Annotated in this window: 27 protein-coding genes; 14 read left to right on the top strand and 13 right to left on the bottom strand. The window is 72.5% G+C overall.

All coding sequences use genetic code 11. From position 1 onward, the window contains the following. Nucleotides 1–420 precede the first annotated feature (420 nt). Together LL648_RS38140 and LL648_RS38135 are read left to right on the top strand one after the other, a co-directional pair. On the top strand, nucleotides 421–1557 hold the full coding sequence (locus tag LL648_RS38140) for a sensor histidine kinase (protein ID WP_232667800.1): 1137 nt from the start codon (nucleotides 421–423) through the stop codon (nucleotides 1555–1557). Beyond that, nucleotides 1554–2204 (top strand): response regulator, encoded by a 651-nt coding sequence (locus LL648_RS38135; protein ID WP_232667798.1) that lies wholly within the window; start codon nucleotides 1554–1556, stop codon nucleotides 2202–2204. The genes LL648_RS38140 and LL648_RS38135 overlap by 4 nt, the downstream gene beginning before the upstream one ends. A 9-nt stretch (nucleotides 2205–2213) precedes the next feature. Here the strand turns inward: LL648_RS38135 and LL648_RS38130 are convergent, their stop codons facing one another. Together LL648_RS38130 and LL648_RS38125 are read right to left on the bottom strand one after the other, a co-directional pair. Next, on the bottom strand, nucleotides 2214–2594 hold the full coding sequence (locus LL648_RS38130; RefSeq protein ID WP_232667796.1) for a hypothetical protein: 381 nt from the start codon (nucleotides 2592–2594) through the stop codon (nucleotides 2214–2216). A gap of 294 nt (nucleotides 2595–2888) precedes the next feature. Then, on the bottom strand, nucleotides 2889–3467 hold the full coding sequence (locus LL648_RS38125; protein ID WP_232667795.1) for a TetR/AcrR family transcriptional regulator: 579 nt from the start codon (nucleotides 3465–3467) through the stop codon (nucleotides 2889–2891). Between the two features lie 46 nt (nucleotides 3468–3513). On the opposite strand from LL648_RS38125, the gene LL648_RS38120 reads away from it, so the two are divergent. Continuing rightward, nucleotides 3514–4320 carry an alpha/beta hydrolase family protein gene (locus LL648_RS38120; protein ID WP_232667794.1) on the top strand — a complete coding sequence of 269 codons (807 nt, stop codon included), beginning with the start codon at nucleotides 3514–3516 and terminating at the stop codon, nucleotides 4318–4320. Here the strand turns inward: LL648_RS38120 and LL648_RS38115 are convergent, their stop codons facing one another. Then, the gene (locus LL648_RS38115) at nucleotides 4321–5004 is read right to left on the bottom strand and encodes a TetR/AcrR family transcriptional regulator C-terminal domain-containing protein (RefSeq protein ID WP_232667793.1); all 684 of its coding nucleotides are present in this window, start codon (nucleotides 5002–5004) and stop codon (nucleotides 4321–4323) included. Nucleotides 5005–5103: 99 nt separating this feature from the next. Here LL648_RS38115 and LL648_RS38110 point away from each other — a divergent pair, with 99 nt between their 5' ends. Continuing rightward, nucleotides 5104–6513, top strand: coding sequence for an MFS transporter (locus LL648_RS38110; RefSeq protein WP_232667792.1), 1410 nt, complete (start codon nucleotides 5104–5106; stop codon nucleotides 6511–6513). Nucleotides 6514–6530: 17 nt separating this feature from the next. Here LL648_RS38110 and LL648_RS38105 read toward each other — a convergent pair whose 3' ends face one another. Further along, on the bottom strand, nucleotides 6531–7118 hold the full coding sequence (locus LL648_RS38105) for an FHA domain-containing protein (protein ID WP_232667791.1): 588 nt from the start codon (nucleotides 7116–7118) through the stop codon (nucleotides 6531–6533). Between LL648_RS38105 and LL648_RS38100 the strand changes: the two genes are divergently transcribed. Next, complete coding sequence (locus LL648_RS38100; protein WP_232667789.1) at nucleotides 7104–7601, top strand: hypothetical protein; 498 nt, start codon at nucleotides 7104–7106, stop codon at nucleotides 7599–7601. The two genes, LL648_RS38105 and LL648_RS38100, sit on opposite strands and share 15 nt — an antisense overlap. 58 nt (nucleotides 7602–7659) lie before the next feature. Here the strand turns inward: LL648_RS38100 and LL648_RS38095 are convergent, their stop codons facing one another. From LL648_RS38095 to LL648_RS38085, 3 genes are all read right to left on the bottom strand, one after another. Then, nucleotides 7660–8337, bottom strand: a complete 678-nt coding sequence (locus tag LL648_RS38095; protein WP_232667788.1) for a maleylpyruvate isomerase family mycothiol-dependent enzyme — start codon at nucleotides 8335–8337, stop codon at nucleotides 7660–7662. A gap of 29 nt (nucleotides 8338–8366) precedes the next feature. After that, nucleotides 8367–9179: an alpha/beta fold hydrolase gene (locus tag LL648_RS38090; protein WP_232667786.1), complete on the bottom strand. Its 813-nt coding sequence runs from the start codon at nucleotides 9177–9179 to the stop codon at nucleotides 8367–8369. 220 nt (nucleotides 9180–9399) lie between these two features. Next, nucleotides 9400–10578, bottom strand: coding sequence for a hypothetical protein (locus LL648_RS38085; protein WP_232667785.1), 1179 nt, complete (start codon nucleotides 10576–10578; stop codon nucleotides 9400–9402). A 94-nt stretch (nucleotides 10579–10672) separates the two neighbouring features. Here LL648_RS38085 and LL648_RS38080 point away from each other — a divergent pair, with 94 nt between their 5' ends. The 5 genes from LL648_RS38080 to LL648_RS38060 all read left to right on the top strand — a co-directional run bounded on the left by LL648_RS38080 (nucleotide 10673) and on the right by LL648_RS38060 (nucleotide 17832). Next, nucleotides 10673–11617, top strand: a complete 945-nt coding sequence (locus tag LL648_RS38080) for a LysR family transcriptional regulator (protein WP_232667783.1) — start codon at nucleotides 10673–10675, stop codon at nucleotides 11615–11617. Between the two features lie 30 nt (nucleotides 11618–11647). Further along, nucleotides 11648–14482: an ATP-binding protein gene (locus tag LL648_RS38075; RefSeq protein WP_232667781.1), complete on the top strand. Its 2835-nt coding sequence runs from the start codon at nucleotides 11648–11650 to the stop codon at nucleotides 14480–14482. Between the two features lie 4 nt (nucleotides 14483–14486). Next, nucleotides 14487–15284 carry an RNA ligase family protein gene (locus LL648_RS38070; RefSeq protein WP_232667780.1) on the top strand — a complete coding sequence of 266 codons (798 nt, stop codon included), beginning with the start codon at nucleotides 14487–14489 and terminating at the stop codon, nucleotides 15282–15284. Continuing rightward, the gene (locus LL648_RS38065; protein ID WP_232667778.1) at nucleotides 15271–16392 is read left to right on the top strand and encodes an AAA family ATPase; all 1122 of its coding nucleotides are present in this window, start codon (nucleotides 15271–15273) and stop codon (nucleotides 16390–16392) included. Before LL648_RS38070 ends, LL648_RS38065 begins: the two co-directional genes overlap by 14 nt. A gap of 201 nt (nucleotides 16393–16593) precedes the next feature. Continuing rightward, nucleotides 16594–17832, top strand: a complete 1239-nt coding sequence (locus LL648_RS38060) for an alpha/beta fold hydrolase (RefSeq protein WP_232667776.1) — start codon at nucleotides 16594–16596, stop codon at nucleotides 17830–17832. Between the two features lie 14 nt (nucleotides 17833–17846). On the opposite strand, the gene LL648_RS38055 is transcribed toward LL648_RS38060, so the two are convergent. After that, nucleotides 17847–18395 (bottom strand): NADPH-dependent FMN reductase, encoded by a 549-nt coding sequence (locus LL648_RS38055; RefSeq protein ID WP_232667775.1) that lies wholly within the window; start codon nucleotides 18393–18395, stop codon nucleotides 17847–17849. Further along, nucleotides 18392–18940 (bottom strand): YceI family protein, encoded by a 549-nt coding sequence (locus LL648_RS38050; RefSeq protein WP_232667774.1) that lies wholly within the window; start codon nucleotides 18938–18940, stop codon nucleotides 18392–18394. Before LL648_RS38050 ends, LL648_RS38055 begins: the two co-directional genes overlap by 4 nt. 122 nt (nucleotides 18941–19062) lie before the next feature. Here LL648_RS38050 and LL648_RS38045 point away from each other — a divergent pair, with 122 nt between their 5' ends. Next, nucleotides 19063–19707 (top strand): TetR/AcrR family transcriptional regulator, encoded by a 645-nt coding sequence (locus LL648_RS38045; RefSeq protein WP_232667773.1) that lies wholly within the window; start codon nucleotides 19063–19065, stop codon nucleotides 19705–19707. Here LL648_RS38045 and LL648_RS38040 read toward each other — a convergent pair whose 3' ends face one another. Next, nucleotides 19708–20328: a hypothetical protein gene (locus LL648_RS38040; RefSeq protein ID WP_232667771.1), complete on the bottom strand. Its 621-nt coding sequence runs from the start codon at nucleotides 20326–20328 to the stop codon at nucleotides 19708–19710. A 241-nt stretch (nucleotides 20329–20569) separates the two neighbouring features. On the opposite strand from LL648_RS38040, the gene LL648_RS38035 reads away from it, so the two are divergent. Continuing rightward, nucleotides 20570–21538 (top strand): MFS transporter, encoded by a 969-nt coding sequence (locus LL648_RS38035; protein WP_232667770.1) that lies wholly within the window; start codon nucleotides 20570–20572, stop codon nucleotides 21536–21538. Nucleotides 21539–21702: 164 nt separating this feature from the next. Here the strand turns inward: LL648_RS38035 and LL648_RS38030 are convergent, their stop codons facing one another. After that, nucleotides 21703–22110, bottom strand: a complete 408-nt coding sequence (locus tag LL648_RS38030) for a bleomycin resistance protein (RefSeq protein ID WP_232667768.1) — start codon at nucleotides 22108–22110, stop codon at nucleotides 21703–21705. A gap of 146 nt (nucleotides 22111–22256) precedes the next feature. On the opposite strand from LL648_RS38030, the gene LL648_RS38025 reads away from it, so the two are divergent. Next, complete coding sequence (locus LL648_RS38025; protein ID WP_232667767.1) at nucleotides 22257–22523, top strand: hypothetical protein; 267 nt, start codon at nucleotides 22257–22259, stop codon at nucleotides 22521–22523. 92 nt (nucleotides 22524–22615) lie between these two features. Here the strand turns inward: LL648_RS38025 and LL648_RS38020 are convergent, their stop codons facing one another. Further along, nucleotides 22616–22888, bottom strand: coding sequence for a hypothetical protein (locus LL648_RS38020; protein WP_232667765.1), 273 nt, complete (start codon nucleotides 22886–22888; stop codon nucleotides 22616–22618). 86 nt (nucleotides 22889–22974) lie between these two features. Next, on the bottom strand, nucleotides 22975–25770 hold the full coding sequence (locus LL648_RS38015) for an ATP-binding protein (RefSeq protein WP_232667763.1): 2796 nt from the start codon (nucleotides 25768–25770) through the stop codon (nucleotides 22975–22977). Here LL648_RS38015 and LL648_RS38010 point away from each other — a divergent pair. After that, nucleotides 25744–26559: an HD domain-containing protein gene (locus LL648_RS38010; RefSeq protein WP_232667762.1), complete on the top strand. Its 816-nt coding sequence runs from the start codon at nucleotides 25744–25746 to the stop codon at nucleotides 26557–26559. The genes LL648_RS38015 and LL648_RS38010 overlap by 27 nt on opposite strands. Nucleotides 26560–26598 lie beyond the last annotated feature (39 nt).

Here is a 26598-nt window from a genome sequence, read left to right as displayed (position 1 = left end):
GGGATGGCACGACCCAACCCATCCCGGAGACTTGCCCGCCCGGCGAGGGCGCCCTTAAAAAACGCGCGACCACCAAGCCCAACAAGACCACCGCCGCGAGAGCATCCGCCACGAACCCACCCAACGAACCACGTCGAGAACCCACCCCACCCAAAACGCGCGACTCGCCCGCCGAGACGTGGGACTCGCTCGTCGGACCGTGCGACTCGCCGTGCGGGAGGTGTCGACTCGCCGTGTCGGAAGTGTCGACTCGCCGTGCTGGAGGTGTCGACTCACCGTGCTGGAGGTGTCGACTCACCGTGCCGGAAGTGCCGACTCACCCGTCCACCCCGACTCGCTCACGGCGTGGCCCCGACTCACGCCCCGTCCTGCAGCGCTCGCGTGAGGGCCGTGCGGGAGGGGCTGGCCTAGAGTCGGCGTGTGGCGCGTGCACTCCGGCCGGTCATGACCCGTCGTCTGCTGGTCGACCTCGCCTTGGCCGCGGCGTTCGCGGTCGCCGTCGTGCTGCTCTCGATCAGCGCGGCCGGCTTCCAGGAGGGGCGGGCGCGGCCGCTGGACGCCGTGGCGGTGGTGCTCGTCGTGTTGGCGGCGCTGGTGTCGGTCGGCCTGCGGCGGGTGGCGCCGGTGTGGGGGCTCGCCCTCGTGCTGGTCGCGGTGAACGCCTACCTGCTCGCCGGGTACCCGTACGGGCCGGTGCAGCTGTGCATCATGGTCTCGATCTACCAGGTCGCGCGGTTGCGCCCGTCGCGGCTGTCCGTGCCGGTCTGCGCCGCCGCGGCCGTGCTGGCCTCGGGTGTCGTGCTGCTGCGGCTGTCCGGCGAGGACGTCCAGGCGCCCGTGCTCATCGCGTTGGCGTGGGCGAGCTGGGTCGTGGTGCCGTGGACGTTGGGCGCGCTCGCGCGGGTGGTTGCCGCGTCGCGGGAGCGGGCGCGTCGCGTGCTCGTCGACGGTGCGGCGGTGCAGGAGCGGATGCGCCTGGCGGGGGAGGTGCACGACATCGCGGGGCACGGGTTCGCGGTGGTCGCGATGCAGGCGGGGATCGCGCTGCAGGTGCTGGACGACGATCCCGAGCAGGTCCGCGCGTCGCTGGCGGCGATCCGCACCACGAGCACGGGATCGCTGAACCGGCTGCGCAGCATGCTCGAGTCGGTCGCCCCGCCCGGCGCCGACGATCCGGGCCTGGACGGGATCACCGCCCTCGTCGACGAGGTGCGGGCGGCGGGGCTCGACGTCGAGCTCGACCTCGGCCCGGTCGACCTCCCGGTGCGGCAGGTCGGTGTGGTCGCGCACCGGGTCGTGCAGGAGTCGCTCACGAACGTCCTGCTGCACGCCGGACCGACCCGCGCCGACGTCCATATCGACGTCGACGGCCCGGACCTGCGGGTGCAGGTGCGTGATCGGGGGCAGGGCTCGCCGACGCAGCCGCCGACGGACGGGCTGGGGCTCACCGGCATGCGGGAGCGGGTGGAGGCGTTGGGCGGGCGGCTGGCGGCCGGCCCGCGTGACGGAGGCGGGTTCGCGGTGGTCGCGCACCTCCCGCTCGGAGGTGCGCCGTGATCAAGGTTGTGCTGGCGGACGACCACGAGGTGGTCCGGATGGGGCTGCGCGTGCTGATCGACCGCGAGCCGGACATGGAGGTCGCCGGCGAGGCCGCCACCGGGCGTGCGGCGCTGGAGCTCGTCCGGCGGGAACGTCCCGACGTGCTGCTGCTGGACATCAGGATGCCCGGCATGGACGGCCTGGAGACGCTGCGCGCGATCACGGCCGATCCGGAGCTCGCCGGCACCCGCGTGATCATGGTGACGACGTTCGAGGTCGATCGGTACGTCTTCGAGGCGCTGCAGGCCGGCGCCGCCGGGTTCGTGCTGAAGGACGGCGCGCCCGACGAGCTGGCCAGGGCGATCCGCGCCGCGATCGACGGCGAGGCGTTGCTCTCCCCTTCGGTGACGAAACGCGTGATCGCCCTGTTCAGCGGTCCCGGTGCGCTCCCGGCGGCCGCGCTGGACCAGCTCACCGACCGGGAGCGGGAGATCGTGGCCTGGGTCGGCACGGGCCGGTCCAACGAGGAGATCGCGAAGGATCTCGTCGTCAGCCCGGCGACCGTGCGCACCCACGTCGGCCGCGCGATGGTGAAGCTGGACGTCCGGACCCGCGCACAGCTGGCGGTCGTCGCGATGCGGGCCGGGCTGACCGTCGAAACTTGACGGCCACGCTCACACGTCGAGGTGGTGTGACCGGTACGCGGACACTGTCGCCATCACACCGCCGATCGCGGCCGCGACAACCCCGATCACCTGCACGGCCGACCCGAGTGAAACAACCGGGCCGAGCGCCCCGAGCAGGTTCGCCGTGCCGCTGGAGAGCAGGAAGCCGACGATCACGAACAGCCCCAGCGCCGCCCCCACGGCCGGCGCCCACCGCCACGGCGCCAGCGCGACGAACAGCGCGCCGGCGGCCAGGATGAGCATTCCCGGCGGCGGGTAGAACGGGAACGCGACCATCCCGGACGCCCACAGCAACCCGATCCCGACCGCGCCGGCGACCAGGCCCGCGATGGTCGTCCGCCGCCACGCAACCGCACGTTGTGCACCCATTTCCCCGCTCCCGTCTTGAAAGCCGATCCGACGATCGAACTGACACAGAGCGTGGTCGAGCGCGGCGCCGGCCACATCCGAGCGGCGGCGTGGCCCGCGTACGCAGATCGTCGTACGCCCGCTCACGCACCGCCGGCTGAGCTAGGTCGTGTTTAGGAAGTCAGGGTCGATGCTCTTCGTGATCCAGATCGTCGCTGGCAAGGCGCCGCCACGAGCCGTCGTACCTGGCGTACCCGGTCGTGGCGGCAACGCCGCCAGCGGCGATCTGGGCGCGAAGAGCACGATCAGGACTTCCTAAACACGACCTAGCAGCACCAGCGCCGCGTCCAGCGCGTCCTCGGCCGCGGTCGGGCTGCGGTGGTGGTCGGCCAGCACGATCGAGCCTTCGAGGAGGGTGAGGAGCTGCCGGCCGACGCGCGGCGGGTCGGCGACGCCGGCCCCGCGCGCGATCTGCGTGCACAGTTCGAGGTAGTCGTGTGCCCGGGTGGCCATGACGGCGCGCGCGGGACCGTCGTGCTGCTGGGTGGCGGCGTTGACGATCGCGCAGCCGCGGAAGCCCGGCTGGGCGTACCAGCCGGCGAGCTCCCGGAACAGGGCCGTGAGCTGCGCGGCCGGCTGCGGGCCCGCGTCGTCGACCGCGCGGCGCAGCATGCGGGTGTTGCGCTCGATCCGCCGCTGCAGCACGGCGTCGACCAGGCCGTCCTTCGAGCCGAAGTGGCGGTAGAGCGTCTCCTTCGAGCCGCCGACCGCGGCGCACAGCTCGGCCACCCCGACGCCGCTGAGCCCGCGCTCGTAGAAGAGCGCGGCAGCGGCCTTGAGCATGGCCGAGCGCGTGCGTTCGGTATCGATCGGCGTTCCTCGGGGCACCGGCACTCCGGGATCGTAACGGTCGGTTCGATCTGCTGCTACGGTCACCGCCGTGGAGCCCGACTTCCCCGCAGGAACCCTGCCGCCCGCGAGCACGCCCGCCGTCGTGATCCCCAGTGCCGGCGTGCCGCTACCCGGGGTGCTGCACCTCCCGGCCGGATCCGGGCCGCACCCGGCGGTCGTCCTTCTGCACGGCTTTCCGGGCAACGAGCGCAACTTCGACCTCGCGCAACACCTTCGTCGAGCCGGCTTCGCAACCCTCGTGTTCCACTACCGCGGCTCGTGGGGTGCCGACGGCTCGTGGTCGTGGCAGCACGTGCTGGACGACAGCGCGGCGGCCGTCGCGTGGGTGCGCGAGCAGGCCGGCGACCACCGGCTCGACGCCACGCGCCTTGCGGTGGTCGGCCACAGCCTCGGCGGGTTCGCGGCGCTGACGACCGCGGCAGCTGATCCCGCGATCCCCGCCGTCGCCTCGATCACGGCGTTCGACGTCGGGTGGGCAGGTGTGGCGAGCGCGCAGGACGGCGGGCTGCGGGCCGTGTTCGAGGAGGCGTTCGACGGTCAGCTGCTCCCGTTGCGGGGGACGAGCGGGAAGGCGCTGGTGGACGAGATGGTGGCGGCCGGGCCGAAGTGGCGGCTGGCCGATCGCGCGACGGCGCTGGCGGACCGAGCGGTGCTGCTGGTCGGCGCGACCCTCGACGCCGACGCACCCGCCGAGCAGCACCACCACCCGCTGGTCGAGGCGTACGGCGCGATCGACCGGCTGGAGCACTGCGCGTTCCCGACCGACCACGCGCTCTCCGACCACCGCCTCGCCCTCGGTCAGGTGCTCGTCGAGTTCCTCGGCAAGCACCTCTGATCAGAGCTGGGCCTGCAGCCCGTCCAGCAGGTAGGCGAGGCCCAGCGTGAAGCTGCCGTCCCAGTCGTCGTCGTAGAGGTAGCCGTTGGCGGCCAGCGTCGGGTAGCGGTCGCGGTCGGCGCGCAGCTTCTCCTGGCCGACCCGGCGCTCGGCGTCGGAGATCTGCAGCGCGGCCTCCGAGGCGGCCGATCCCATGACGTGGTTGTAGAGCGCCCACGTCGCCGCGGCGTGCCCGGCGCCCGTGAACCCGGCCGCGGCCAGGCGCGCCTGCAGGAACTCCATCCAGGACAGGAAGTTCGGGCCGATCGTCGGTCGGCGACGGGCCGGGACGGCGGTCGCCCAGGGATGGCGCAGCATCGCGGCCCGCCACGCCGTGAGCACGGCCGTCACGTCGTCGCGCCAGGTTCCGGCGGCCGCGGGTGGCTGCCCGGTGAAGATCGCGTCGACGGCGAGGTCGAGCACGTCGTCCTTCGTGTCGACGTGCCAGTACAGCGACGGGGCGACGACGCCGAGCCGCTCGGCGAGCCTGCGCATCGTCAGCCGGTCGATCCCGTCCTCGTCGAGCAGCGCGACGGCGGCCTCGACGATGCGATCGATGGTGAGCGGCGGTTCACCTCGCCCACCGCGCTGCGCGCGCAGCCAGACGCTGCGCACCTGCTGATCGGCGCTGGAGTTCTTCGGCACTTCGCACCACTTCGCTCGTCCGGACCGGCGCCTCGAGTGTAGTACGGTGATCGATGCCTCTGACGCCGTTAGAGAGCATTGAACGACGTTAGGTGAAGCATGATCGAGGAACGACGCCGCTGGTGGGCGGTGCCGGTCGTGAGCGCCGCGCAGCTGCTGGTGGTGCTGGACGGGACGATCGTCAACATCGCGCTGCCCTCCATGCAGGTGGCGCTGGGCATGCCCGACGCCGACCGGCACTGGGTCGTCACCGCGTACGCGCTGGCGTTCGGCGGGCTGCTGCTGATCGGCGGCCGGGTCAGCAGCGCGCTGGGGCACCGGCGGGCTTTCATGATCGGCCTGGTGGGGTTCGCCGTCGCGTCCGCGGCCGCCGGCGCCGCGACGGGGACCGGCACGATGATCGCGACGAGGGCGTTGCAGGGCGTCTTCGCGGCGCTGCTGGCGCCGGCCGGGCTGGCGCTGCTGGCGACGACGTTCACCGAGCCGGGGGAGCGTGGCCGTGCGTTCGGCGTGTTCGCGGCCGTCGGTGCCGCGGGCTCGGCCGTCGGGCTCGTGCTCGGCGGGCTGCTCACGGAGTACGCGAGCTGGCGGTGGTGCCTCTACATCAACGTGCCCATCGCGTTGCTCGCGCTGGCAGCGACGCTGCTCGTGCCGCGATCGGGCGCCGCGCAGCCGACCGGCCGGCTCGACGTGGCCGGTGCACTGCTCAGCACGGGCGCGTTCACGGCGGTGGTTCTGGGGTTCAGCCGGGCGGAGGCCCTCGGCTGGGGTGCGCCGGCGGTGCTCGGGCTGCTCGCGCTCGGTGTCGTGCTGCTCGTCGTGTTCGTGGCGGTGGAGGTGCGCGCCGCGGATCCGGTGCTGCCGATGCGGATCGTGCTGCACCGCGCGAGGGCAGGCGCGTCGCTGGCGGTCGGGCTGATGTTCGTCGCAATGTTCGGCTTCTACCTGTTCGTGAGCTACTACCTGCAGGGTGTGCTGGGGTTCTCGCCGGTGCAGGCCGGGCTCACGCTGATCGTCAACGCGGTGGCCGCGCTGATCGGCGCGACGCTCGTGGCGGGCCGGCTGATGGGGAAGGTGCCACCGGGGGCGCTGATCGTCGCGGGCCTGTCCGTCGCGGCGGCGGGCGTGCTCGCGGTGGTGCGGCTGACCCCGGCGAGCACCGACGTGCTCGCGTTCCACCTGCTGCCCGCGCTGGTGCTGACGGGCATCGGTCTCGGCTGCGTGCTGCCGCCGACCGCCGCGCTGGCCACTTCGGCCGTGGCGCCGTCCGACATCGGGGCGGCATCGGCCACCTACAACGCCGCGCAGCAGCTGGGTGCGGCGCTCGGCACGTCGCTGTTCAACACCGTGGCCACGACCGTCGCCGCACACCATCTCGCAACGGCCGGACAACCGGCCGCCGCCATCCACGGCTACGGCGCCGCGCTGGGGGTTGCGCTCGGGGTCCTGGTCGCCGCCGCATGCCTTGCGGGGGTGCTGACGGGTGCGCGTGCTTCCCGACCGATTTGAGCAGACTCAACTCTGCGCTAGAGCTCGTCGTCGTCCAGCATCCGCAGGTCCGGCGGCACGAGGATGGCCGAGGACACCAGCTCCAGCAGGAGGTTGTGGTTCAGCGCGTTGCCGACCGGGTCGCCGACCTCGTCGCGGGTCAGGCCGGCCACCCCGGCCTGCGAGAGGCGTTTGCGGACGGCGACGCCGACGTGCTCGGCCCGCTTGGTCGTCCAGCCCTGCTCGGGGACGAGCTCGTTCAGCTCGTCGGCGACCTGCCGCCACGACAGCGGCTGCGGGTGGGCGTCCTGGCGCAGGTAACGCTGCCCGAGCACCACCATGATCAGCTTCTCCTCGGTGGAGAGGTGCCAGATCGGTTCGTGGCTGGTGCTGCCGGCGTAGCTGCTCCCGCCGGTGTCGGGCGGGCCGGCCACCCGCACCTCGACGATGTGCTCGCGGCCCGAGCGGCTGCGGATGAACATCGGCGTGTACCCGACGGGCAGCTCGACCGGCTCGTCACCGGCGAAGACCATCCTCGACGACGGGAGCCGGATCGGCAGCCGGCCGATGTTGCGCAGCGCCCAGCGCGGCCCGACCCGTTCCAGCACGCCGTGGCGCCTGCTCACCCGGTCGTCACCCGCGCCGACGCAGACGTCGACGTCCTCGACGACCGCCGGGCCGCCCTCGCGATCGCCGAGCGCGACGCCACCGCCGCGCAGGACGCGGTGAACACCCAGCAGGGGACCGTCGACCGGGCGAACAAGGCTTTCCTCGACGCCGCCGAGGTCAGGAGGCAGGCGGCCGCCGCTACCAACGCCGCTCCGAACGACCCCGTGAAGGAAGCCGAGTACAACATCCGCCACCAGGACTTCCTCAACCGCCTCCGCGACCTCGCCGACGCCGGCCGCCAGCTCGACGCCGTCAAGGCGACCCGCGACGGCGCCAACGGCGTCGTCGCGACCAAGACGGGCGAGGTGCAGCAGGGCGAGGCCGACGTCACCACCGCTCAGGACGCCGCAACGACGGCCGAGAACGCCGCGAAGAAGGCGGAGGACGAGTACGCCGAGCTGTCGAAGGCCTACGAGAACTCGAAGAAGAACCGGCGCTGAACGTGCGCCGCAACCACCGAACCGGGGCCCGATCCGTCGGGCCCCGGTCGGCCGCGTTTCACGCCAGCCGCTCCGCCAGCGTCGCCAGCCCCGGCCCGTCGAGCGCGGCGAGCCCGGCGCGCCGGCCGGCGGTGATCATGAGCAGGTCGATGTCCGGCCCGCGGACCTCCGCGCCCGCCCCGAGCGACCAGCCCGTGTCGGACGAGACGATCCGCAGGCCGGCCAGCCGCTTCGGCCCACCCAGGAACTTCCTGGTCGCCACGTACGCGAGGCAGGCGGCCACCACGTCAGCCGGGGAGTCGTAGCGCCTGCCGAGCGGGCGTGCGATGTCCTGGCCGTGGATGACGATGTCCATCAGCGGGTCCATCGGGGAGCTGCCGGGTGCGCGGCGTGACGAGTCGGCGCTCTCGCGCAGCTGGGCCACCAGCTCCGCGGTCGAGTGGGCGGCGGCCCGCTGTGCGGCGAGGTCGACCTCCACCCGGTCGAGGTCGCCGCGCGCCCGCAGCACTGCCCGCGCCACCTGGAGCACGCCCGTCCGGGTGGTGGTCGTGAGGTGTGCGACGACATCGCGCACCGTCCACGCAGGGCACAGCGACCGGGTCGCCCACTGCTCGTCGGAGAGGTCGGCGACGTGGTCGGCGAGGCTTCGGCGCTCGGCCGCGACCGCCGCGTCGACGGCCTCGCGCGGCAGCTCCGGCGACGATGACGGCGACGGTGACGGTGACGGTGACGGCATCTGCCTGCTCCCGGGTCGGACTCGGCTGGTCATGATCCCAGCACCTCGCGCAGGCGGGCCGCGAACCCGGCCGGGTCGCCGACGAACCCGGTGTGGTCGCCCGGGAACCGGACGGGATCGGTGCCGAGCGCCGTGGCCAGCGCCTGCGCGGTGCGGTCGCAGAGCTGCCCGGTCGAGTCCTCGCCGATCCCGATCACCAGCCGGGCCGGGGTCGAACCCAGTACGGCGAGGTCGGGCTGCCAGAACGTCGACGGGCGCATCTCGTGGGCGAACCAGAAGCGCTCGTCGGCGACCGACTGCGGGTCCCGCTCCCCGCCGAACATCTGCTCCATGACCTCGTCCGGCAGCACGATGTTCGCCTGCTCCAGCATCAGCCGCCAGGCGCCGAGCACGTCGCCGTCGAGGTACGTGGACGCCTGCTTCTCCGTCTCCGCGCGCAGCTGCTCGCGGTCGTCGAGGAGCTCGATCAGCGGCGGCTCGTGCGCGATCACGGTGCGCACCAGCTCGGGGCGGGCCTGCGCGAGCGCCAGCGCCGTGACGGCTCCGCCGCTGCTGCCCAGCACGATCGCCGGACCCTTGTCGAGGCTGCTGATCAGCCGTGCGAGGTCGTCGGCCCGCACCTCGGGGGTGGAGTCGAGGTCCGGCTCGTCGACGCTGCTGCGCTTGATGCCGCGCGGGTCCGTCGTGAGCACCGTGTGGTCGACGGCGAGCAGCTCGGCGAGCGGGGCGAACGCGTCGGCGTCCATCGGTGCCCCGACCAGCACCAGCAGCGGGCCGGAACCCCGGACCTCGTGGTGCAGCCGTGCGCCGGGGACGTCGAGGGTCGAAGTGGTCACGTTCATGGTCAACCTCCGGTTGTGGTGTTGCTCGTGGGACGGGTTGCGCGCAGCACGATCAGCGCCGCCGAATCGATGTGCTGGAGCTAAGACGGGTCTCGTGCCCGAAAATCATCGGCGCAGCTGTTCGCGCACCGGAAGCGGCCGAAAGTAACGGTGCTTACACCGATCGAGCGTCGGTGGCGCAGCGCGTCCGACACGGTGATGAGGGCGTGGTTGGAGATGGTCAACCTCCAGTTGTGGTGTTGCTCGTGGGACGGGTGGCGCGCAGCACGACCGGGGCCGCGATCGCGACCCCCAGTGCCAGCGCGGTGGGGAGCAGCAGCGCCGACGGCAGGCCCGCTGCCGTCGCCACCGAGCCGATGAGGGGCGGGCCGACGAGGCCACCGCCGTAGCTGATCATCGTGACCAGCGAGAGGGTGCGGGCCGAGCCGCTGAGCGCGCCGAGCTCGCTGATCACGATCGGCCAGACGAGCGCGGTGCCGGCGCCGGCCAGCGCCCAGCCGGCGAGGGCGCCGGAAAACCCGATCGGCAGCAGGCCCGCGAGCTGGACCAGCAGGAACCCGGCGGTGGTCACACAACCGGCGAGCCGGACGGTGGCCGCGGCGCCCAGCCGGGAGCGCAGCGCGTCCCCGGCGAACCGGACGGCCGTCATCGCGGCGAAGAAGACCGTGTAGCCGAACGATGCGCTCGCGGGCTCGACGCCGAGCACCCACGAGGCGTGCACCCCGGCCCAGTCGGTCGCGGCTCCTTCGGTGATGAACGCGGCGATGCCGACCACCCCGAGCGCGATCATCAGCCGCGGCCGGAGCGGCGGCCCATCGGCGGACGGGGGAGGTGGATCGGGCAGGGTGGGCAGCGGCGCCCGGCCCAGCGCGAGCGCGGCCATGGTCAGCCCGAGCGCCCCGAACCCCATCACCACCTGCACACCGGCTCCGGCGTGCAGCCCGGCGGCGACACCGGCCCCGCCGGCGACCGCACCCAACGTCCACGTGCCGTGCATCCGTGCCATCAGAGGCGTCCCGGCGGCGCGCTCGACGGCCACGGCCTGCACGCTCAGTGCCACGTTGAACGCCCCGAAGAGCACTCCGAGCACAACCGCGGCGATCGTCAGCAACTCGGCCGTCGGGGCCGTCCCGACAACCGCGAGCCCCAGCGAGGAGGCGGCCGCGGAGATGCACAGCAGGCGCGATGCGCCCCACCGTCCGGCCAGCCGGCCCGCGACCGGCATACCGGCCAGCGCGCCGACGGCCAGCGCGAGCAGCAGGCCGGCCAGCCGTCCGGGACCGAGGTCGAGCCGAGCGTCGGTGGCCGGCAGCGTGGCGCCCCAGAGCGCGTTCGCGACGCCGGCGAGCCCGTAGTACGCCGTGATCACACCACGTGCGCTCGCAGCTGCTCGGTTCATGCCGAGGACTTTCCACCAGCCGGCCGCTCAAGATCCAACACCTGTTGGACCATGATCTACACACCAGGTGTGTAGATCGGGGTACAAAGGCGTCGTGTCCGGTGACCTGGAGATACGCCTGCTGCGCTCCTTCGTGGTGGTGGCGGAGGAGCTGCATTTCAGCCGCGCTGCGCAACGGCTGTTCGTCGCGCAGCAGGCGCTCAGCCGCGACATCCAGCGGTTGGAGGAACGCGCCGGCACGCGCTTGTTCGACCGGACGTCGCGCCAGGTCGCGCTCACCCCGTCCGGCACGATGCTGCTGGCCCGGGCGCGGCAGCTGCTCCTGCTGCACGACACGACGTTGCGGGAGCTGCACGGCGAGCTACCGTCGCTCACCGTCGACGTCGTCGGCCCGGGGCTCACCCCGGCGCTCGTGCTGGCCGAGGCCCGCCGCCGGGCGCCGGAGCTGGAGTTCTTCGCCCGGTTCCACACCGGTGAGGAGCCGGCCACCCCGCTGCTGCTCGCCGAGCGGATCGACGTCACGTTCGGGCGGGACCCCGGCCTCGGCGGGCTGGACGTGCGGCAACGCGCGGTCCGCAACGAGCCGATCGGCGTGCTGCTCCCGGAGGGGCACGAGCTCGCCAGCCTCGAAGCCGTCCCGCTGGAGGCGCTGCGCCACGCCAGGGTGTGCATCCGTGCCGGCAACCACGCGACCTCCGGGTGGGAGCACGCCGTGCTGCAGCTGCTCGCACCGTTCGGTGTCGAGGCCGCGGGTTCGCACCCGCACGTGCCCGGCGTCGACGAGCTCGCCCAGCACCTCAGGGAGCGCAACGCCCCGATCCTCACGATGACCACCCAGCCGGACGTCCCCGGCGCGGTGCTGCGCCCGCTCGTGGAGCCCGTCGCGCTGTTCCCGTGGACGATGATCTGGCGCGCCACCACCCACCATCCCGGCATCGCCGTGCTCAACGCCGCCGTCGACGCGCTGGCCGCGGCCGGCGACTGGCTGCCCGACCCCGGCGACGCGTGGCTGCCGCACCCGGAGTCGTCGGCCCGTTGAGCTGTCCGCGGCGGCTTGTACAGTGCATTCGTGCTGGTGTGCCGGGTGTTGGGCGCCACCGCGATCGAGGTGGACGGCAGCGCGCGTGATCTGGGCGGTCCCGTGCCCCGCAGGCTCGTGACGGCCCTGCTGGTCGACCCGCGCCATCCCGTGCCCGACGACAGGCTCGCCGACGCAGCCTGGGCGGGCCGTCCGCCGGCGCGGGCCGGTGTCGCGGTGCAGGCGTACATGTCGCGGCTGCGCTCGGCGCTCGGCGTGGAGCACCGACACGTCGTGTGCCGGGCGCCCGGCGGCTACCTCCTCGACGTCCGCGACTCCGATGTCGACGCGTCCTCCTTCGCGGCCATGGTGGAGGACGGGCGCCGCGCGATGAGCGCCGGATCGGCGGTCGAGGCGTCGAAGCTCTTCGGCGAGGCCATCGGCCAGTGGCATGGCCGACCGTTCGCCGACCTCGGCGACGCCGAGCTCGTCGCGGCCCCCCGCAGCCGGCTGGTCGAGCTGCACGACGTCGCGGGCGAGGAGCTGGCGGCGGCCCGGCTGGCCTGCGGCGACGCGACGACGGCCGTGGCCGAGCTGGAGGAGCTGGTGCGATCGGCGCCGCTGCGCGAGCGGCGGTGGGTGCTGCTCGCGACCGCGCTCTACCGATCCGGACGCCAGGGCGACGCCCTGGCCGTGCTGCGGCGGGTGCGCGGGCTGCTCGCCGAGGAACTCGGCGCCGACCCGGGACACGAGCTGCAGCAGGTCGAGCGGCAGATCCTGGCCCACGACGCGGCGCTGCACGCGGCGCCGGTCCGTCCGGCGGCGGGCCCTCGACCGGTCCGGCGGCCGCTGACCTCCTTCGTGGGCCGCGAAGCGCAGGTCGCCGCCATCGGGACCGAGCTCGCGTCGGCGCCGCTGGTGACGTTGGTCGGGCCGGCCGGTGTGGGCAAGACCCGCACGCTCGTGGAGTTCCTCTCCAGCCGGTCGGCACTGGGCGCGGTGTGGTTCGCGCGGCTCGCCGACGTCGCCGACGCGCGCGACCTCCCGAGCGTCGTGGCGACTGCCGTCGGGATGGGCGCGACGACAGGCGACCGGACGGAGGCGATGCTGGCCGCGCTGTCCTCCGCGACCGGCGTGCTCGTGCTGGACAACTGCGAGCACGTGGTCGCTGCGACGGCCCGGCTCGTGCTCGACGTGATGGCGCGGTGCCCCGGCGTGCTGGTGTTGACGACCAGCCGGACGCCGTTGGGCGTCGAGGGCGAGGTCGTGGTGCCGATCGAGCCGCTCGCGGTCACCGAGCCCGACGGGACCGCCGGCCCGGCGGTGACGCTCGTCGTCGACCGCATCCGCTCGCGCCGACCCGGCTGGACCCCCGGCGACGGCGACCGGGAAGCCGTGCTGCGGATCTGCGCCGCACTGGACGGGCTGCCGCTGGCGATCGAGCTGGCCGCCGCTCGCACCGGCGTGCTCGGGCTCGAGGAGATAGCGGACCGGCTGGCCGACCGGTTCGCCGTGCTGGGGCGGACGTTGCAGGGCACCGTATCGCCGCACTCCACGCTGGAGGCGTCGATCGCGTGGAGCGTCGATCTGCTCGCACCACGCGACCGGGAGATGCTGGTGCGGTTGTGGCCGTTCGAAGGCGGGTTCACGCTCGACGCCGCGGAGGCCGTCGCGCAGGGAGAGCAGTCGGGTGTCGACGCGCTGGAGTCGATGTCGGCGTTGGTGACGCAGTCGGTGGTCGCGGCCGACACGACCGTCGTCCCGACCCGCTACCGGTTGCTGGAGAGCATCCGCGCGTTCTGCCGTTCGATCGACCCCGACCGGCACCGCTCGCGCGCGGCGCACGCCCGCTGGGTGCGCACGCTCGCGGCAGAGGCGCTCTGGGCGATCCGGCGGCAGGACGCGGGATGGCATCTGACGCGGCTGACGCGTGAGCTGCCGAACCTGCGTGCCGGCATAACCCACGACCTCGAACACGAGCCCGCGCAGGCCGTCCGCACGGTCGCGAACCTGTGGCTGTTCTGGGGTCGGTGCGTCCCCAACGCCGAGGCCGGGGAGATCGTCCGCGCCGCGCTGGGCGTGGCACGTGACGCGTGCGACCGGGCCCGGCTCGGTGCGGTGCTGAGCGTCCTCGAGCTCTCCGCCGGCGACGTCGCGGCGGCGACCGACCGGCACGCCGAAGCCCTGCGCGAGCTGGCTCTCATCGGGGACGACGCGGATACGGCCGCCTACAGCGAGGGGATGACCCACGTCGCGATCGGGGCGCTGCTGCTCGGCCGGGTCGACACTGCGTTGGAGCTGGCCGAGCGGGCGGCCGTCGTCGCCGCGGCGCACGGGCACGACTGGGTGGTCGGGCTGGCCTCGGTCTGGCACAAGGCGGCGTTGCTTGTACAAGCCCACATCGCCGGCGACGAGGACGCCGTCGCCACGGCCATCGCCGGTCCGTGGCCGGAGGTGACCGGCTGCATGGCAGCGACGCGGATGGCAACGATCGCCGTCGCGAGGCTGCGCCATCCGGCACTCTGCGCCGACCCCGCCGACGAGATGGCGTTGTTGCGGGAGGCCGCGGTCCACTACGAGCGCGAGGCCGATCTCCCGAGCGCGCTCGGCGCGCTGCACCTCGGCGCGCTGGCGCTGGCCCGGCTCGGGCAGGGCCGGGACGCACTGCGTTTGCTGTCCGCGACCCGCGAGCACGCCAGACGACGTGGGGTCCGCCCGGTCATCCTGCTCGACGCCGGAAGCACGTGGGTGGCCGACGCCGTCGCCGAGCTCGTCGACCCGCACGAGCGGCTGCGTTCGGACGACACCGTGGAATTGTCGTGGTCGGAGATGCTCGACCTGCTCGCGGAAACCCGTGGCGCCGAGCTCGGAATTGCGGCTTCATAGACATGTGCTGATCAAGTATCCGCGGACCCCGCACCTGGAGGGATCCCGTCGCCAGCCCGGCGACGAGGATCTCGACTCGGTGCCGTTCGCGGAGATCGAAGGTCGGCACCTCGTCGTCGAGGAGAAGCTCGACGGTGCCAACGCCGGCATCAGCTTCGACGAATCCGGTGCCCTGCTGTTGCAGAGCCGAGGCCATTTCCTGAGCGGTGGGCCGCGGGAGCGGCAGTTCGCGCAGCTCAAAGCCTGGGCGGCGGTGCATCAACAGGCGCTGTGGAGCAGTATCGGCACGCGCTTCGTGCTGTACGGCGAGTGGCTCTACGCCAAGCACACCGTCTTCTACGACGCTTTGCCGCACTACTTCTGCGAGTTCGACCTGCTCGACCGCAAGAGCGGCGAGTTCCTTTCGACGCCCGCCCGGCGCGAGATCCTCTCCGGTGTTCCGGTCGTATCGGTCCCTGTTCTGCACGAGGGCACCCTGCCGTCGGTGAAAGCGCTGACGGCGCTGGTCGGGCCATCGACCTGCCGGACGCCGCGTTGGCGTGACGTGCTGGTCGAGACGGCGCGAGAAAGCGGACAGGACCCCGCTGCCGTCGCTGGGGAAACCGACGCCGACAACAACATGGAGGGCCTCTACATCAAGGTCGAGGAGGCCGAGCGGACCGTCGCCCGGTTCAAATGGGTGCGCCCGACATTCCTGACGGCGGTGCTCGATTCCGGTAGCCATTGGCAGGACCGGCCGATCCTCCCGAACCGGCTCGCGGACCCGGCAGCGATGTATGGGGGGATCCATGCGGGTCTTTGACGAGCTGTGCCCGAAGCCTCCGACGTGGACGCTCGACTGGCCGGCCGTGCATGCGGCGTTCGACTGGGTGCGCGCAATGGACGGGGTGCCGCAGGACGCCGTCCACCACGCGGAAGGCGACGTCGCCATCCACACGCGCATGGCGTGCGAGGCGCTCACCCGGATCCGCGGATGGCGGGACCGCCCGGAGAGCGAGCGGACACTGCTGTTCGCCGCGGTGCTGCTGCACGATTCCGCCAAGCCGTTCCGGACGCAGGTCGACGGCGATCGCATCACCGCGCACGGCCATTCCCGCGCCGGCGATCTCATGGCCCGCAAGGTGCTCTGGGAGATGGGCGCGCCGCCGCGCTGGCGGGAGCACGTCGCCGCGCTGGTGCGCCACCACCAGGTGCCGTTCTGGGCGCTGGAGCGACCCGACCTGGAACGCATCGTGATCCGCGTGAGCCTGCTCGCGAGCAACGACGACCTGGCGACGCTCGCGACTGCCGACATCGAGGGCCGGATCTGCGGCGATCGCGGAGAGGTGCTGGAGAACATCGCGCTGTACCGGGAGTACGCCCGCGAGCTCGGCTGCCTCGACCGGCCGCTCGCCTTCGCCTCCGACCACGCCCGGTTCCAGTACTTCCGCACCCCCGGCCGCGACCCGGGCTACGCCGCATACGACGACACGCGTGTCGAGGTGACCGTCATGTCCGGGCTGCCGGGCACGGGGAAGGACCACTTCATCCGCACGCACCGCCCGGGCTGGCCGGTCGTCAGCCTCGACGCCATCCGCGAACAACTCGGCGTCGACCCGGCCGGCGACCAGCGCCGGGTCGCCGCGGCGGCCTTCGACGCGGCCCGCGGCCACCTGCGCCGCCGGGAACGGTTCGTCTGGAACGCCACGAACGTCTCGCGGCAGATGCGCGACCGTTGCATCGGCCTGGCCGCCGACTACCACGCGAAGATCACGCTGATCGGCCTCGAAGCCCCGCCCGCCGCCCTGCACGCGCGCAACAACGCCCGCGACCGGCCCGTTCCGGCCTCGGTGATCGCGCGTCTGGCGGCGAAGTGGGAGGCGCCCGACCCGACCGAGGCGCACACCGTCGAGCTGATCGACACCCGCTGAACCGCAAGCCACGAGCGATGCATGCCGATTGCATGGTGCTCGCGCGACCCTGCCGCAGCAGTCAACAGCGGCATGGACGGAGCGGGGCGGATGAGCACGGACTCGGGCAACACGCGTGTGGCACGGCGGCGCGGCGGGGTGATCGGCTCGTCCTGAGACCGCCCCACCTGCGGCTCGGCGCCGGCAAGGCAGAGTAGGGCCATGCCGCCGATCTTCCGGACGCACGGGCTGGTCCTCACCGAGCACACGTTCGAGGTGCCGCTGGACCACGCCGCCCCCGACGGGCCCACGATCAGCGTCTTCGCGAGAGAGGTGGCCGATCCGGACGGGCGCGACCGGCCGTTCCTCGTCTTCCTCCAGGGCGGGCCGGGGCAGGAGGCGCCCCGCCCGACCCGCAACCCGTCGTCGCCGGGGTGGCTGGAGCGGGCGCTGCGGGAGTTCCGGGTGCTGATGCTCGACCAGCGCGGCACCGGCCTGTCGACGCCGGTGGGCACGCTGCCGGGGATGACCCCGCAGCAGCAGGCCGAGTACCTCACGCACTTCCGGGCCGACTCGATCGTCGCCGACGCCGAGCTCATCCGCGCCGCCCTGGGCGTCGAGCGGTGGAGCCTGCTCGGCCAGTCGTTCGGCGGGTTCACCTCCCTCACGTACTTGAGCAAGGCGCCGCACGGGCTCCGTGAGGCGTTCTTCACCGGCGGGTTGTCCCCGATCAGCCGGCATCCCGACGAGATCTACGCGGCGACGTTCGAGCGTGTGCTCGAACGCAACCGGCGCTACTTCGAGCGCTACCCGGCCGATCTCCGGCGCGTGCGCGACCTCGTCGCCCGGCTCGACGCCGAGGACGTGCGGCTCCCGGGCGGCGACCGGCTGACGTCGCGGCGGTTGCGCCAACTCGGCAGCGTGCTCGGCCAGAGCGAGGGCGCCGAGCACCTGCACTACCTGCTGGAGCGGCCGTTCGACTCGCCCGCGTTCCTGCACGACGTCGAGGCGATGGCGCCCTTCAACGGCCGCAACCCGATCTACGTGGTGCTGCACGAATCGAGCTACGCCGACGGGCACGCCACCCGCTGGTCGGCCGAGCGGGTGTTGCCCGCGGAGTACGAGCAGCGTCCTGAGCTGCTCACCGGCGAGCACGTCTTCCCGTGGTTGCTCGACGATTTCCGCGAGCTCGCACCGCTGCGCGAGGCGGCGCAGCTGCTCGCCGAGCACGAGTGGCCGAGGCTCTACGACGACGACGTCCTCGCCCACAACGGGGTGCCGACCTCCGCCGCGGTCTACCTCGACGACATCTACGTCGAGCACCGGTTCTCGATGGAGACCGCGGCGCAGGTCCGCGGCCTCCGACCGTGGGTGACCAACGAGTACGAGCACAACGGACTGCGGGCCGACGGCGGGCGGATCCTCGACCGGCTCATCTCGATGGCGCGAGGGCGCGCCTGACCGTCCACCTGCGTTCACGCGCGGCACACCGCCCCGGTCGCCACCAGCAGGCGTTCGAGCAGCGCGGCGAGCGCTGCCCGCTGCTGCGGGTCGGCCAGTGTGTTGTCGGGAGCGAAGGCATCGTGCGCCCACCCGACCGCGAGCTCGTCGTCGATGACCTCGGCGCCGGTGGTCCGCAGCACCTTGCGCAGCTCGGCCTGCGCCCAGATGGCGCCGAACATGCCCGTGGACGCCCCGACCACGGCCACCGGTTTGTGGCGCAGCGCGTTCGCCGGGAACGGCCGCGACGCCCAGTCCAGGGCGTTCTTGAGCTGGCCCGGCACCGAGGAGTTGTACTCCGGGGTGGCGATCAGCACGGCGTCGGCCGCAGCGATCGCTGCGCGCATGGCCCGCACCGGCTCGGGAGCCGGCGCGTCCTCGTCGTACGGCGGGATCCGATCGATTCTGAACGACAGGTCGAGCGTCGCCGCGCCGGGCAGCTCGGCAGCCGCGGCCATCAGCAGCCGCCGGTTGAACGACCCGCGCCGGATGCTGCCGCTCACCCCGAGCACCCTCATGGTCATGACTCCCTGACCAGCTCGAGGTGGGCGCTGAGCTGCACGTCGTAGGCGAGGACGTCGCCGCCGCCGGGCATCGGGGCCTGCCAGCCCATGCCCCACTCGCGCCGGTCGACCTCCGCGGTGAGCTCGATCGCCGCGCGCTCGACCCCGTACGGGTCCTCGACCGGCGGCTGGTAGGTGCCGCGCGCGGTGACGGGGCGGGTGACGCCCTTGATGGTCAGCTCGGCCTGCACGGCGACGGAGCCGTCGTCGGCGATCCGCACGTCGCTCGACCGGACGGTCAGCTCGGGGTGGTGCTCGGCATCGAAGAAGTCGCTGCCGTTGACGACGTGCTCGCGGAACTCCTTCGGGCTGCGGATGGACAGCGACTCGACGAGAGCGCCGCCCTCGAGCCGGACCCCTGCGGCGTCGGCCACGACACGGGCGTGCACCTCGCCGAAGAACGCGCGGAAGACCGAGACCTTCATGTGGCGGACGGCGAAGGTGACCGACGAGTGCGCGGGGTCGGCCGTGAACGTGCCGACGAACGCCGGTGCTGTGGCGGTCATGGAAGTGGACTCCTTCGGTCAAGTGGAACTTTCTCCGCTTACATTAAGTGGAGAAAGTTCCACTTGCAAGTCCGGATCCTCGACTCCGGTACGGTCGCGACTCGAGCAGCACGGGAGGCGCGGTGGCAGGCAGCGGCGGGAGGTCGGACGACCGTCCCCTGCTCCCTGTTGCCGGCCAGCCCGTCGTCGAGCGGGCCGACGCGGCACGCAACCGGGTGGCGCTGCTCACGGCCGCGGCCGCGATCCTCGAACGGGACGGCGTCGACGCGCTGTCCATGGACCGCGTCGCCGCGGAGGCCCGGGTCGGGGTCGGCACCGTCTACCGCCGCTTCGGCGATCGCGGTGGGCTCGCGTTCGCACTGCTAGACGACGACGAGCGCCGTTTCCAGGAGGCGTTCCTCTCCGGCCGGCCGCCGCTCGGGCCCGGCGCGCCACCGCAGGCGAGGATCCGCGCGTTCGTCCACTCCTACATCGACCGCCTGGAGAGCCACGGCGAGCTGCACGCCGTCGCCGAGATCCGCACGGCGACGGCGCGGTTCGCCAGCGGCGCCTACCGCACCGCCCGCGCCCACATCGTCGCGCTCCTGCACCAGGTCGACCCGCGCGGCGACTGGGGTGATCACGGGTACCTCGCCGACGCCCTGCTCGCGCTGGTCGACGCGGGCCTCTTCCTCTACCAGCGCCGGGAGCTCGGCTACTCGCTCGAAAGGATCAAGGCGGGCGTCGACGTGGTGGTCGACGGGCTGCTCGGAGAACGCCGCCGGTGATCACATGACGACGTCTTCGAGGAGTCTCCCGTCGGCGTCGTAGGTCCGGGCGGCGATGTACGGCCGGCCGGAGAGCGCGCCGGTCGCACCCTTGGGCAGCAGTGCCGCGAACGTCCCGTCCTGCACCACCACCTCCAGCTGCGGGCCGTCGGGCAGCACACTGAGCTCGAGCCGCCGCCCAGCCGGGGGAAGGCTTCCTGCCACGGCGAACCGTCCGTCGAGAGACGGGGACCCGGGGAGGTCGTAGGGCCAACCGCTCTTGTCGTCGAAGACACGTGCGAGGTAGGCGCCGGGGTCGACCAATCGGGTCTGCAGGAGATCCTGCACGCAGGTGCTCCCGAGCTGCCCGTCGGTGAGGACGACAAGCGTCGCGGTCCCGGTGCTCACCGTTGCCGCCGCCGTCCAGGTCCGACCGTCAGCAGGAGGGTTGTGGGTATTCGCCGCCGCGACGCACCGGTCCCGGGCGGTCGGCGGCCCGGCGTCGGCGACCGGTGTCTCCAGGACGAAAGTCGGCTTGGAGGGCTCCGGCAGGAGGAACGGGAGCCGTCCGGATCCGTCGTCGAACGTCACCGTCCCGGCCGCCAGCGGAGCCGGGGAGGGGTTCGTCGACTCCTCCGGCACGGCGAGTCGGGGCCACGCTGGGCGCGAGTCGGGGCTACGCCGCGCGCGAGTCGGGGTTGCCGGGTGGGTGAGTCGCGCGTTTTGGAGCGGTGAGCCGCGCGAGTCGGTGCGGTGGGTCGCGTGTTGTGGGGTGGTTCGTTGGGTGTGCGTTCGTGGCGGATGGTCTCGGCGGTGGTCCTGGCGGGCTTGGTGGTCGCGTTCTTCAAGGGCGCCCTCGCCGGGCCTCATGATCGTCTGCGACGTGGCGAGAGCGGTGCTCCTCGCGGCGGTGCCGCTGAGCTGGCTGCTCGGCCCACAGGTCTGGTTGCTGTACGTGGTGATCGCGTTGACCTCTGCGTTCGGCATGATCTTCCGCGTCGGTTACGTCACTGCGGTGCCCAACCTGGTTGGGCAGGACCGGGTGGTCGTCGCGAACAGTCGGCTGGAGTCGACCAACGCGCTCGCGTTCATCATCGGCCCGATGTTCGCCGGGCTCCTTTCCGGCCAGCTCGGCGCCGCCACGGCGATCGCCGTGAACGCGGCAACCTTCGGGATCTCGGCGACAGCACTCGCGGTGGTCCGCTTCCCGTCCGGGCGAAGCGCCGTCGAAGGGGTCCACACCCTGCTCGCCGGATTCACGTTCCTCTGGCGGACGCCGGTGCTGCGCTGGCTGGCGATGCTGCTCACGGTGATCAGCTTCCTGACGCTCGGCATGACCGACGTGATCATCTACCAGGTGCGGGCCGGGTTGGGGCAGAGCGACCAGGTCGTCGGTGTGGTCGTGGGCATCGCGGGCGGCGGCACGATGCTGGCCGCCGCGCTCACTCCCGTGCTGCGCCGCCGACTCGGGTTCGGGCCGTGCTGGCTCGGCTCCTACGTCCTCTGTGGCCTCGCCGTCGGAGTCGTCGCACTCTCCAACGACACCGTCACGCTCGCCGTTGCCGTCTTCGGCTACTCGTTCGGCCTCGGACTGGCAGGGATCTCGTCGATGTCGCTGCGCCAGTCGGTGACCCCCGACCACCTGCTCGGACGGGTCACGTCGGCGTTCTGGACCGCGCACAGCGCGCTCGCACCGCTCGGTGCCGCAGCGATCACCGGGCTGGTCGCGGCACACGGGGCGCGCGGTCCGCTGCTGGCCGTCGGGGCGGTGTTCCTGCTCGTCGTGTTGATCGGACTGGGCACCCCGATCCGGTCGCGCCATCCCGAGCGCAACGGCCCGGGGGATCCCTGAGGCGCCCCCGGGCCGCGTCGGTCACCCGGCGTTCCAGAAGCCGCAGCGGTGGGTGCTGGCGAGGTCGACCGGTCCGAGAGTGCCTGCTGCTCGGGTGTCCGCTGCGCGGGTGGCCGGCCGGGCATCGTGCTGTCGAAGAAGTACGGGAGATCAGGCCGTCGTCGTCATCCCGGTTCCTGGAAGCGGATGAGGTACCCGTCCGGGTCCTGCACGAGGAACTGCACAACGCCGAGTTCGATGCCGTCGACGCGGTAGGTGCGGATCTCGGGTGCCATGAACAGCGGCCAGCACGCCCGCTCGAACGCATCGACCAGATCCGCCACCGACGCCACCGCGATCTGGAAGTTGATCCCCCGGCCGAGCGGGCGCTGCAGGTGCGCCGTCACCCAGTTCCGGCCTCGACCGGTCTCTTCCAGCATGACGTGCGCGGTGCCGAGTTCGAGGTAGGCGAAGCCCTCCTCCGGCCGGGAATAGCGGATGTCGAAACCGCACAGGTCGCGCCAGAACGCGAGGCTCGCGTCGAGCGACTCGACGAGCAGTTCCGGGACGAGGGCAGGGAGGCGGGTCGGCACCCGCAGATTCTCCCACCGTGCACCCGGGTCGCGTGGCAGGAATCGTGCGGTCTTTGACGAGATCTGGTCTCCCAGCTGTTCGCACTCGGTGTTGGAATCGGTCGTCGGCACGGGTGCCGACGATGATCCGGCAAAGGAGCCAGCGAATGCAAAAATGGTCACCGACCCGTGCGGCGGCGCGCACCGCAGTTGCGGCCGCATTCGGCGTGCTGCTGCTCGGCGCGACCGCCGCGCCGGCTCTCGCGGGCGAAGCGGGCGTCATCACGAAGCCTTTCGGCAAGGGTTTCCCGACGTACGCGGACTGCTCCGATTTCGGGCAGCGGGCGATGGCACGTGAGCACGCAGACGACTGGGAGTGCTACCGGCAGTCCAACGGTCGGTACGACGGGTACCTGTTCTGGTACACAGCCTGACGCAGCCCCGTTTCGCCCGGCTCGCTGAGGGCAGGAAAGCCACTTTCCTGCCCTCAGGGGGCCTGAACGTGGCTTTCCTGCCCTCGCCTCGGCTAGGCGATCCGGTATTCCTCGACGTTCAGCTCCGACACCTGCGGCCGGCCGGGATCGCCTCCGACGAGTTCCCGCAGGAGCGGGCCGAGCTGTTCGGTGAAGAAGCGGTCGGCGTCGGACTTCGACTCCCATACGGAGATCACGCGGAGTCCGCCGTCGACCTTTCCGGCGAAGCGGGCGATGAAGCCGGGGTGGTCGTCGCCGAGCCGCTTGTTGACCATTCGATGGAACTCGAGGTCGGCGGGGCTGTCCTGGATCAATGCGTAAGTCATTTCGGTTCCCTCCGGTGCGTTCTTGCGATGTCGGGGAACCGTAGGAGCGGGGCCGGGCGGGTACATCCGCCGCATTGCTCATCGCCCTACTCACGCCGCTGGGCGACCCAGGTCGCGATCTGCGTGCGGGAGGAGAAGCCGAGCTTCGTCAGGATGTGCTGGACGTGGTTCTGCGCCGTGCGTTCGGAGATGACGAGCGACTCGGCGATGCCCCGGTTGCTCAAGCCCCGCGCGACCAGTTCGGCGACCTGACGTTCGCGCGCGCTCAGGCCGGTGTCGCCCCGGCCGCCGAGCGGGTCGAGCAGGCGTTGCGCCCGCTCCAGGAACGGTGTCATGCCGAGCGCCCGCGCCGCTTCGACGGTCTCGGTCAGCGTGACCTTCGCAGCGTCGATATCGCCCGGAGCGGCCCGGGCCAGCAGCGCCGCGCCGAGCTCGCAGCGGGCCTCGACGGCGTGTGGGCGGGCCCCGGCCCGATCCGCGATCGTGACGGCCGCGGCGAGGTCGGCGACCGCGTCGTCGCGGCCGAGCAGCCGCGCCGCCATCCCGAGGTAGAGCTCGACGGGGCCGAGGTAGACGGCGGAGCCGCTGCGGCCGGTGACGTGCCTGCCGCGCTCCGCTTCCAGCAGATCACGCAGCGCGGCTACGTCGGAGCGCTGCTCGATGCCGACGGCGACGACCATCCGCATGGCGAGCCCGACGGTCGCGAGGAACCACGGCGGCTGCCAGCTCCGCACCGGGTCGAAGTGGTAGTACTCGTGGGCGGCAGCGTCCGACCGGCCGGAGTCGAGCAGCACGAGCGCGCGGGCCAACCGCCTGAAGTCGGCGAACGGTCCGAAAGCGCCCGTGAACGAGGTGATCTCCGCATCGAGGCCGGGCGGCGGGCCGACGTGGTGCCCGACGATGCTGCGCACCGCGAAGTACTGGTGCTGCGCGCCGGGATGTCCGATGTCCGTGAGCAGGTCGAACGCCGCGCGCGCGTGCTCCAGTGCCACGTCGAACCGGCCGAGTGCCTGCGCGACGGTGGCTTCGCTGCGGGCGAGCTGCCAGCGCGCGAGCGGCGTGCGCACCCGCTCGACGGCCCGCCCCAGCCGGGGGAGCACTTGCGCTGCGGCCGGGAGGTCGCCCGTTTCGAGCCGGGCTGCCAGGCGCCACAACTCGGCCCACATGGTCGGCTCGGCACGTGTTGCGGCGCGGGCGACGGCTTCGAGCCGGTCGGCGAGCCGGAGCCGTTCCGCGTTCCCGTCAGGGTGGCGCACGGCGAGGTGCCGAGCGCGCATCGCCGCGATGAGCGCCACCGGGTCCCCCGACCGCTCGGCCAGCGCCATCGCCTCCTGGCTCGTCGCCTCGACCGGATCGGTCTCCCCGAGGTACACGTGCGCCTCGGTGAGCTGGGCGAGCAGCCGCGCGCGGAGTGCGACATCGCCGTGGTCGAGACCGTCCAGCGCCTCGCGGCACAGGTCGCGCAGCACGACGTTGATCTGCGGCTCGCCGACGGATTCGAGCACGAGCGCGGCCTCGGCGAGCAGATCGGGCCGCGCCAGCTGCCGGGCGATCGCCGCGACGTCCTGGCAGGCCGCAGCGCTGGCGGGCAGGTCACCCGACTTGTGCAGCGCCACGGCGAGCCCGAGCAACAGGACCGCCGCCTCCGGCTCGGTGAGCTGCCCCGATCCGACGTCGAACGCGAGCCGGTAGAGCCGGGCCGCCTCCTCGAACGCCAGCCTGCGCATCGCCTCGGCAGCGGCCCGCGCGGCCCAGCCGGCGGCGACGGCTCCGTCGCCGACCGGCGCGACCTGCGCCCAGTGGTGGGCCAGCCGGGACAGGTGTGGTTCGAGCCAGCGGCTGTGGAAGCTCTCGATGCCCTGCGCGGCCGCGCGGTGCAGCCGCACCCGCTGGTCGGCGGCGAGCCCGGCCTCGATCCCGTCGCGCACGGCCTCGTGGGCGAACCGGTAGCGGCCCGGCAGGCTGGTCGCCTCGACCAGACCCAGCCCGGCCGCGGAGTCGAGCGCGGCGAGGCAGACGAGTGCGGGCTCGTCGACGACCTGCGCGAGCACGCCCACGTGGAAGTCGGGTCCGAGCACGGCCGCGGCGCGGAGCAGCTCGGCGAGGTCGGACGGCAGGTCGGCGAGCCGGTCCGCCACCGCGGATCGGGAGACGAGCGACGGTGCCGCACCACGCAGCGTCCGGCCCACCTCCGAAACCAGCAGCGGGTTGCCGCCGGTCGTGCGGTCTGCCCAGGCGACCTCGGCGGCTGTCACGTCGGTCCCGCCGGCGGCGGCGAGCAGGGCGCGGATCGCGGGCCGGTCGATCCCGCCGAGCCGGATGTGCTCGGCGCCGAGATCGGTTGCGACGTCGGCGCCGGGCAGGCCGTCCGGTTCGAGCTCGCGGCACGTCACGATCAGCAGCACCCGTCCACCCAGGCGCCGGAGGCCCTGCGCGACGTGGCGCAGCAGCAGGGCCGAGGTGCGGTCGGCGTGGTGCAGGTCCTCGACCACCAGAACCAGCCCACCAGCGGCAGCGGCCGCCATGACCAGGCGGGTCGTCGTGTCGAAGACGACGGCACGATCCTCCGGCAGCGGGTCGGCACCGGGCTGTGCGGTGAGCACCGCGAGGTCGGCACTCCAGCCGTCCTCGCCGACGATCGCGGTGCAGGCCAGCGCCACCTGCTCCCAACAGCTGTAGGGCATTCCCTCCGCGCATTGGCCCCAGACAGACGCGGCGCCGAGCGCGGTCGCCCGGTGCACCGCCGCGCGGGCGAGACGAGTTTTGCCGATCCCCGGCTCTCCGGAGAACACGACGGCACGGCTGCCGCCGCTGCCGAGCGCGGCGGACAGGTGCGCGGTGAGCAGGCCCAGCTCGTGATCGCGGCCGACCAGGTCCGACATCCGGCAGGATGCTACGACGACTTCATCACGAATCGATCAATCAATTCGGCCGGCGGGTTAATCTGGGCCATGGACGACTTGACGCCCAAATATTTCCTTTCCCTTCCATTGCATGTCGTCACCGAGGTCTATGGCGAGCAGGGGCTGCGCAAGCGGTTCCAGCTCGAGATCGCATCCTTCGCCGAGTCCGGCCGAGCGTTCCTCGAGCGGGCGTTCGGGTTGGCGGAGCGCCTGCACCGCGACGACCGGCGGACCCGCGAACCCGTCCTCAACCACCTGTTGCGCGTCACGCTGCGGATCTTGTGCCACTACCGCGTCCGCGACGTCGACGTGCTCGCGGCCGCGTTGCTGCACGACTCCGTCGAGGACCACCCGGAGGAGCTGGCGGGCGGCGCACCGCAAGATCCGACGTCGGCGGCGCTCGGCGTGCTGTCGCGCGATTTCGGGCCACGGGTCGCCGAGCTGGTAGGTGCAGTGACCAACCCCGAGTACGAGACCTCGCGGGACAAGGACGAGCAGTACCGCGAGCATGTGCGCGACAGTCTCGGCCAGCACCCCTACGCGCGGCTGATCAAGGTCTCGGACTTCACCGACAACGGCGTCGGGGTGCTTTACACGGTCGGGCCGAAGGTTCGCCGGGCGGCGCAGAAGTACAGCCCGATGGTCCCGGTGCTGCGCGAGCTGGTCCAGCGCGACGACACCCCGCTGCCCGCCGACGTCAAGGCGCACATCTCCAGCCAGTTCGACCTCGCCGAGGAGCGGTTCGCCGCGATCCTCGCACCGCACTGACGCACTGACGCACTGACGCACTGACGCACTGACGCACTG

This window comes from Pseudonocardia sp. TRM90224 (genome assembly GCF_021245725.1).
Taxonomy (GTDB): Bacteria; Actinomycetota; Actinomycetes; order Mycobacteriales; family Pseudonocardiaceae; genus Pseudonocardia.
This window is presented reverse-complemented; position numbering and strand designations above follow the sequence as displayed.

What these genes read in the sequence shown, in the direction of transcription:
- LL648_RS38130 (WP_232667796.1), bottom strand. Translation starts at nt 2,594, where the DNA reads ATGGGTGCACAACGTGCGGTTGCGTGGCGGCGGACGACCATCGCGGGC.
- LL648_RS38110 (WP_232667792.1), top strand. Translation starts at nt 5,104, where the DNA reads ATGATCGAGGAACGACGCCGCTGGTGGGCGGTGCCGGTCGTGAGCGCC.
- LL648_RS38095 (WP_232667788.1), bottom strand. Translation starts at nt 8,337, where the DNA reads ATGCCGTCACCGTCACCGTCACCGTCGCCGTCATCGTCGCCGGAGCTG.
- LL648_RS38090 (WP_232667786.1), bottom strand. Translation starts at nt 9,179, where the DNA reads ATGAACGTGACCACTTCGACCCTCGACGTCCCCGGCGCACGGCTGCAC.
- LL648_RS38085 (WP_232667785.1), bottom strand. Translation starts at nt 10,578, where the DNA reads ATGAACCGAGCAGCTGCGAGCGCACGTGGTGTGATCACGGCGTACTAC.
- LL648_RS38065 (WP_232667778.1), top strand. Translation starts at nt 15,271, where the DNA reads ATGCGGGTCTTTGACGAGCTGTGCCCGAAGCCTCCGACGTGGACGCTC.
- LL648_RS38060 (WP_232667776.1), top strand. Translation starts at nt 16,594, where the DNA reads ATGCCGCCGATCTTCCGGACGCACGGGCTGGTCCTCACCGAGCACACG.
- LL648_RS38055 (WP_232667775.1), bottom strand. Translation starts at nt 18,395, where the DNA reads ATGACCATGAGGGTGCTCGGGGTGAGCGGCAGCATCCGGCGCGGGTCG.
- LL648_RS38050 (WP_232667774.1), bottom strand. Translation starts at nt 18,940, where the DNA reads ATGACCGCCACAGCACCGGCGTTCGTCGGCACGTTCACGGCCGACCCC.
- LL648_RS38025 (WP_232667767.1), top strand. Translation starts at nt 22,257, where the DNA reads ATGCAAAAATGGTCACCGACCCGTGCGGCGGCGCGCACCGCAGTTGCG.
- LL648_RS38020 (WP_232667765.1), bottom strand. Translation starts at nt 22,888, where the DNA reads ATGACTTACGCATTGATCCAGGACAGCCCCGCCGACCTCGAGTTCCAT.
- LL648_RS38015 (WP_232667763.1), bottom strand. Translation starts at nt 25,770, where the DNA reads ATGTCGGACCTGGTCGGCCGCGATCACGAGCTGGGCCTGCTCACCGCG.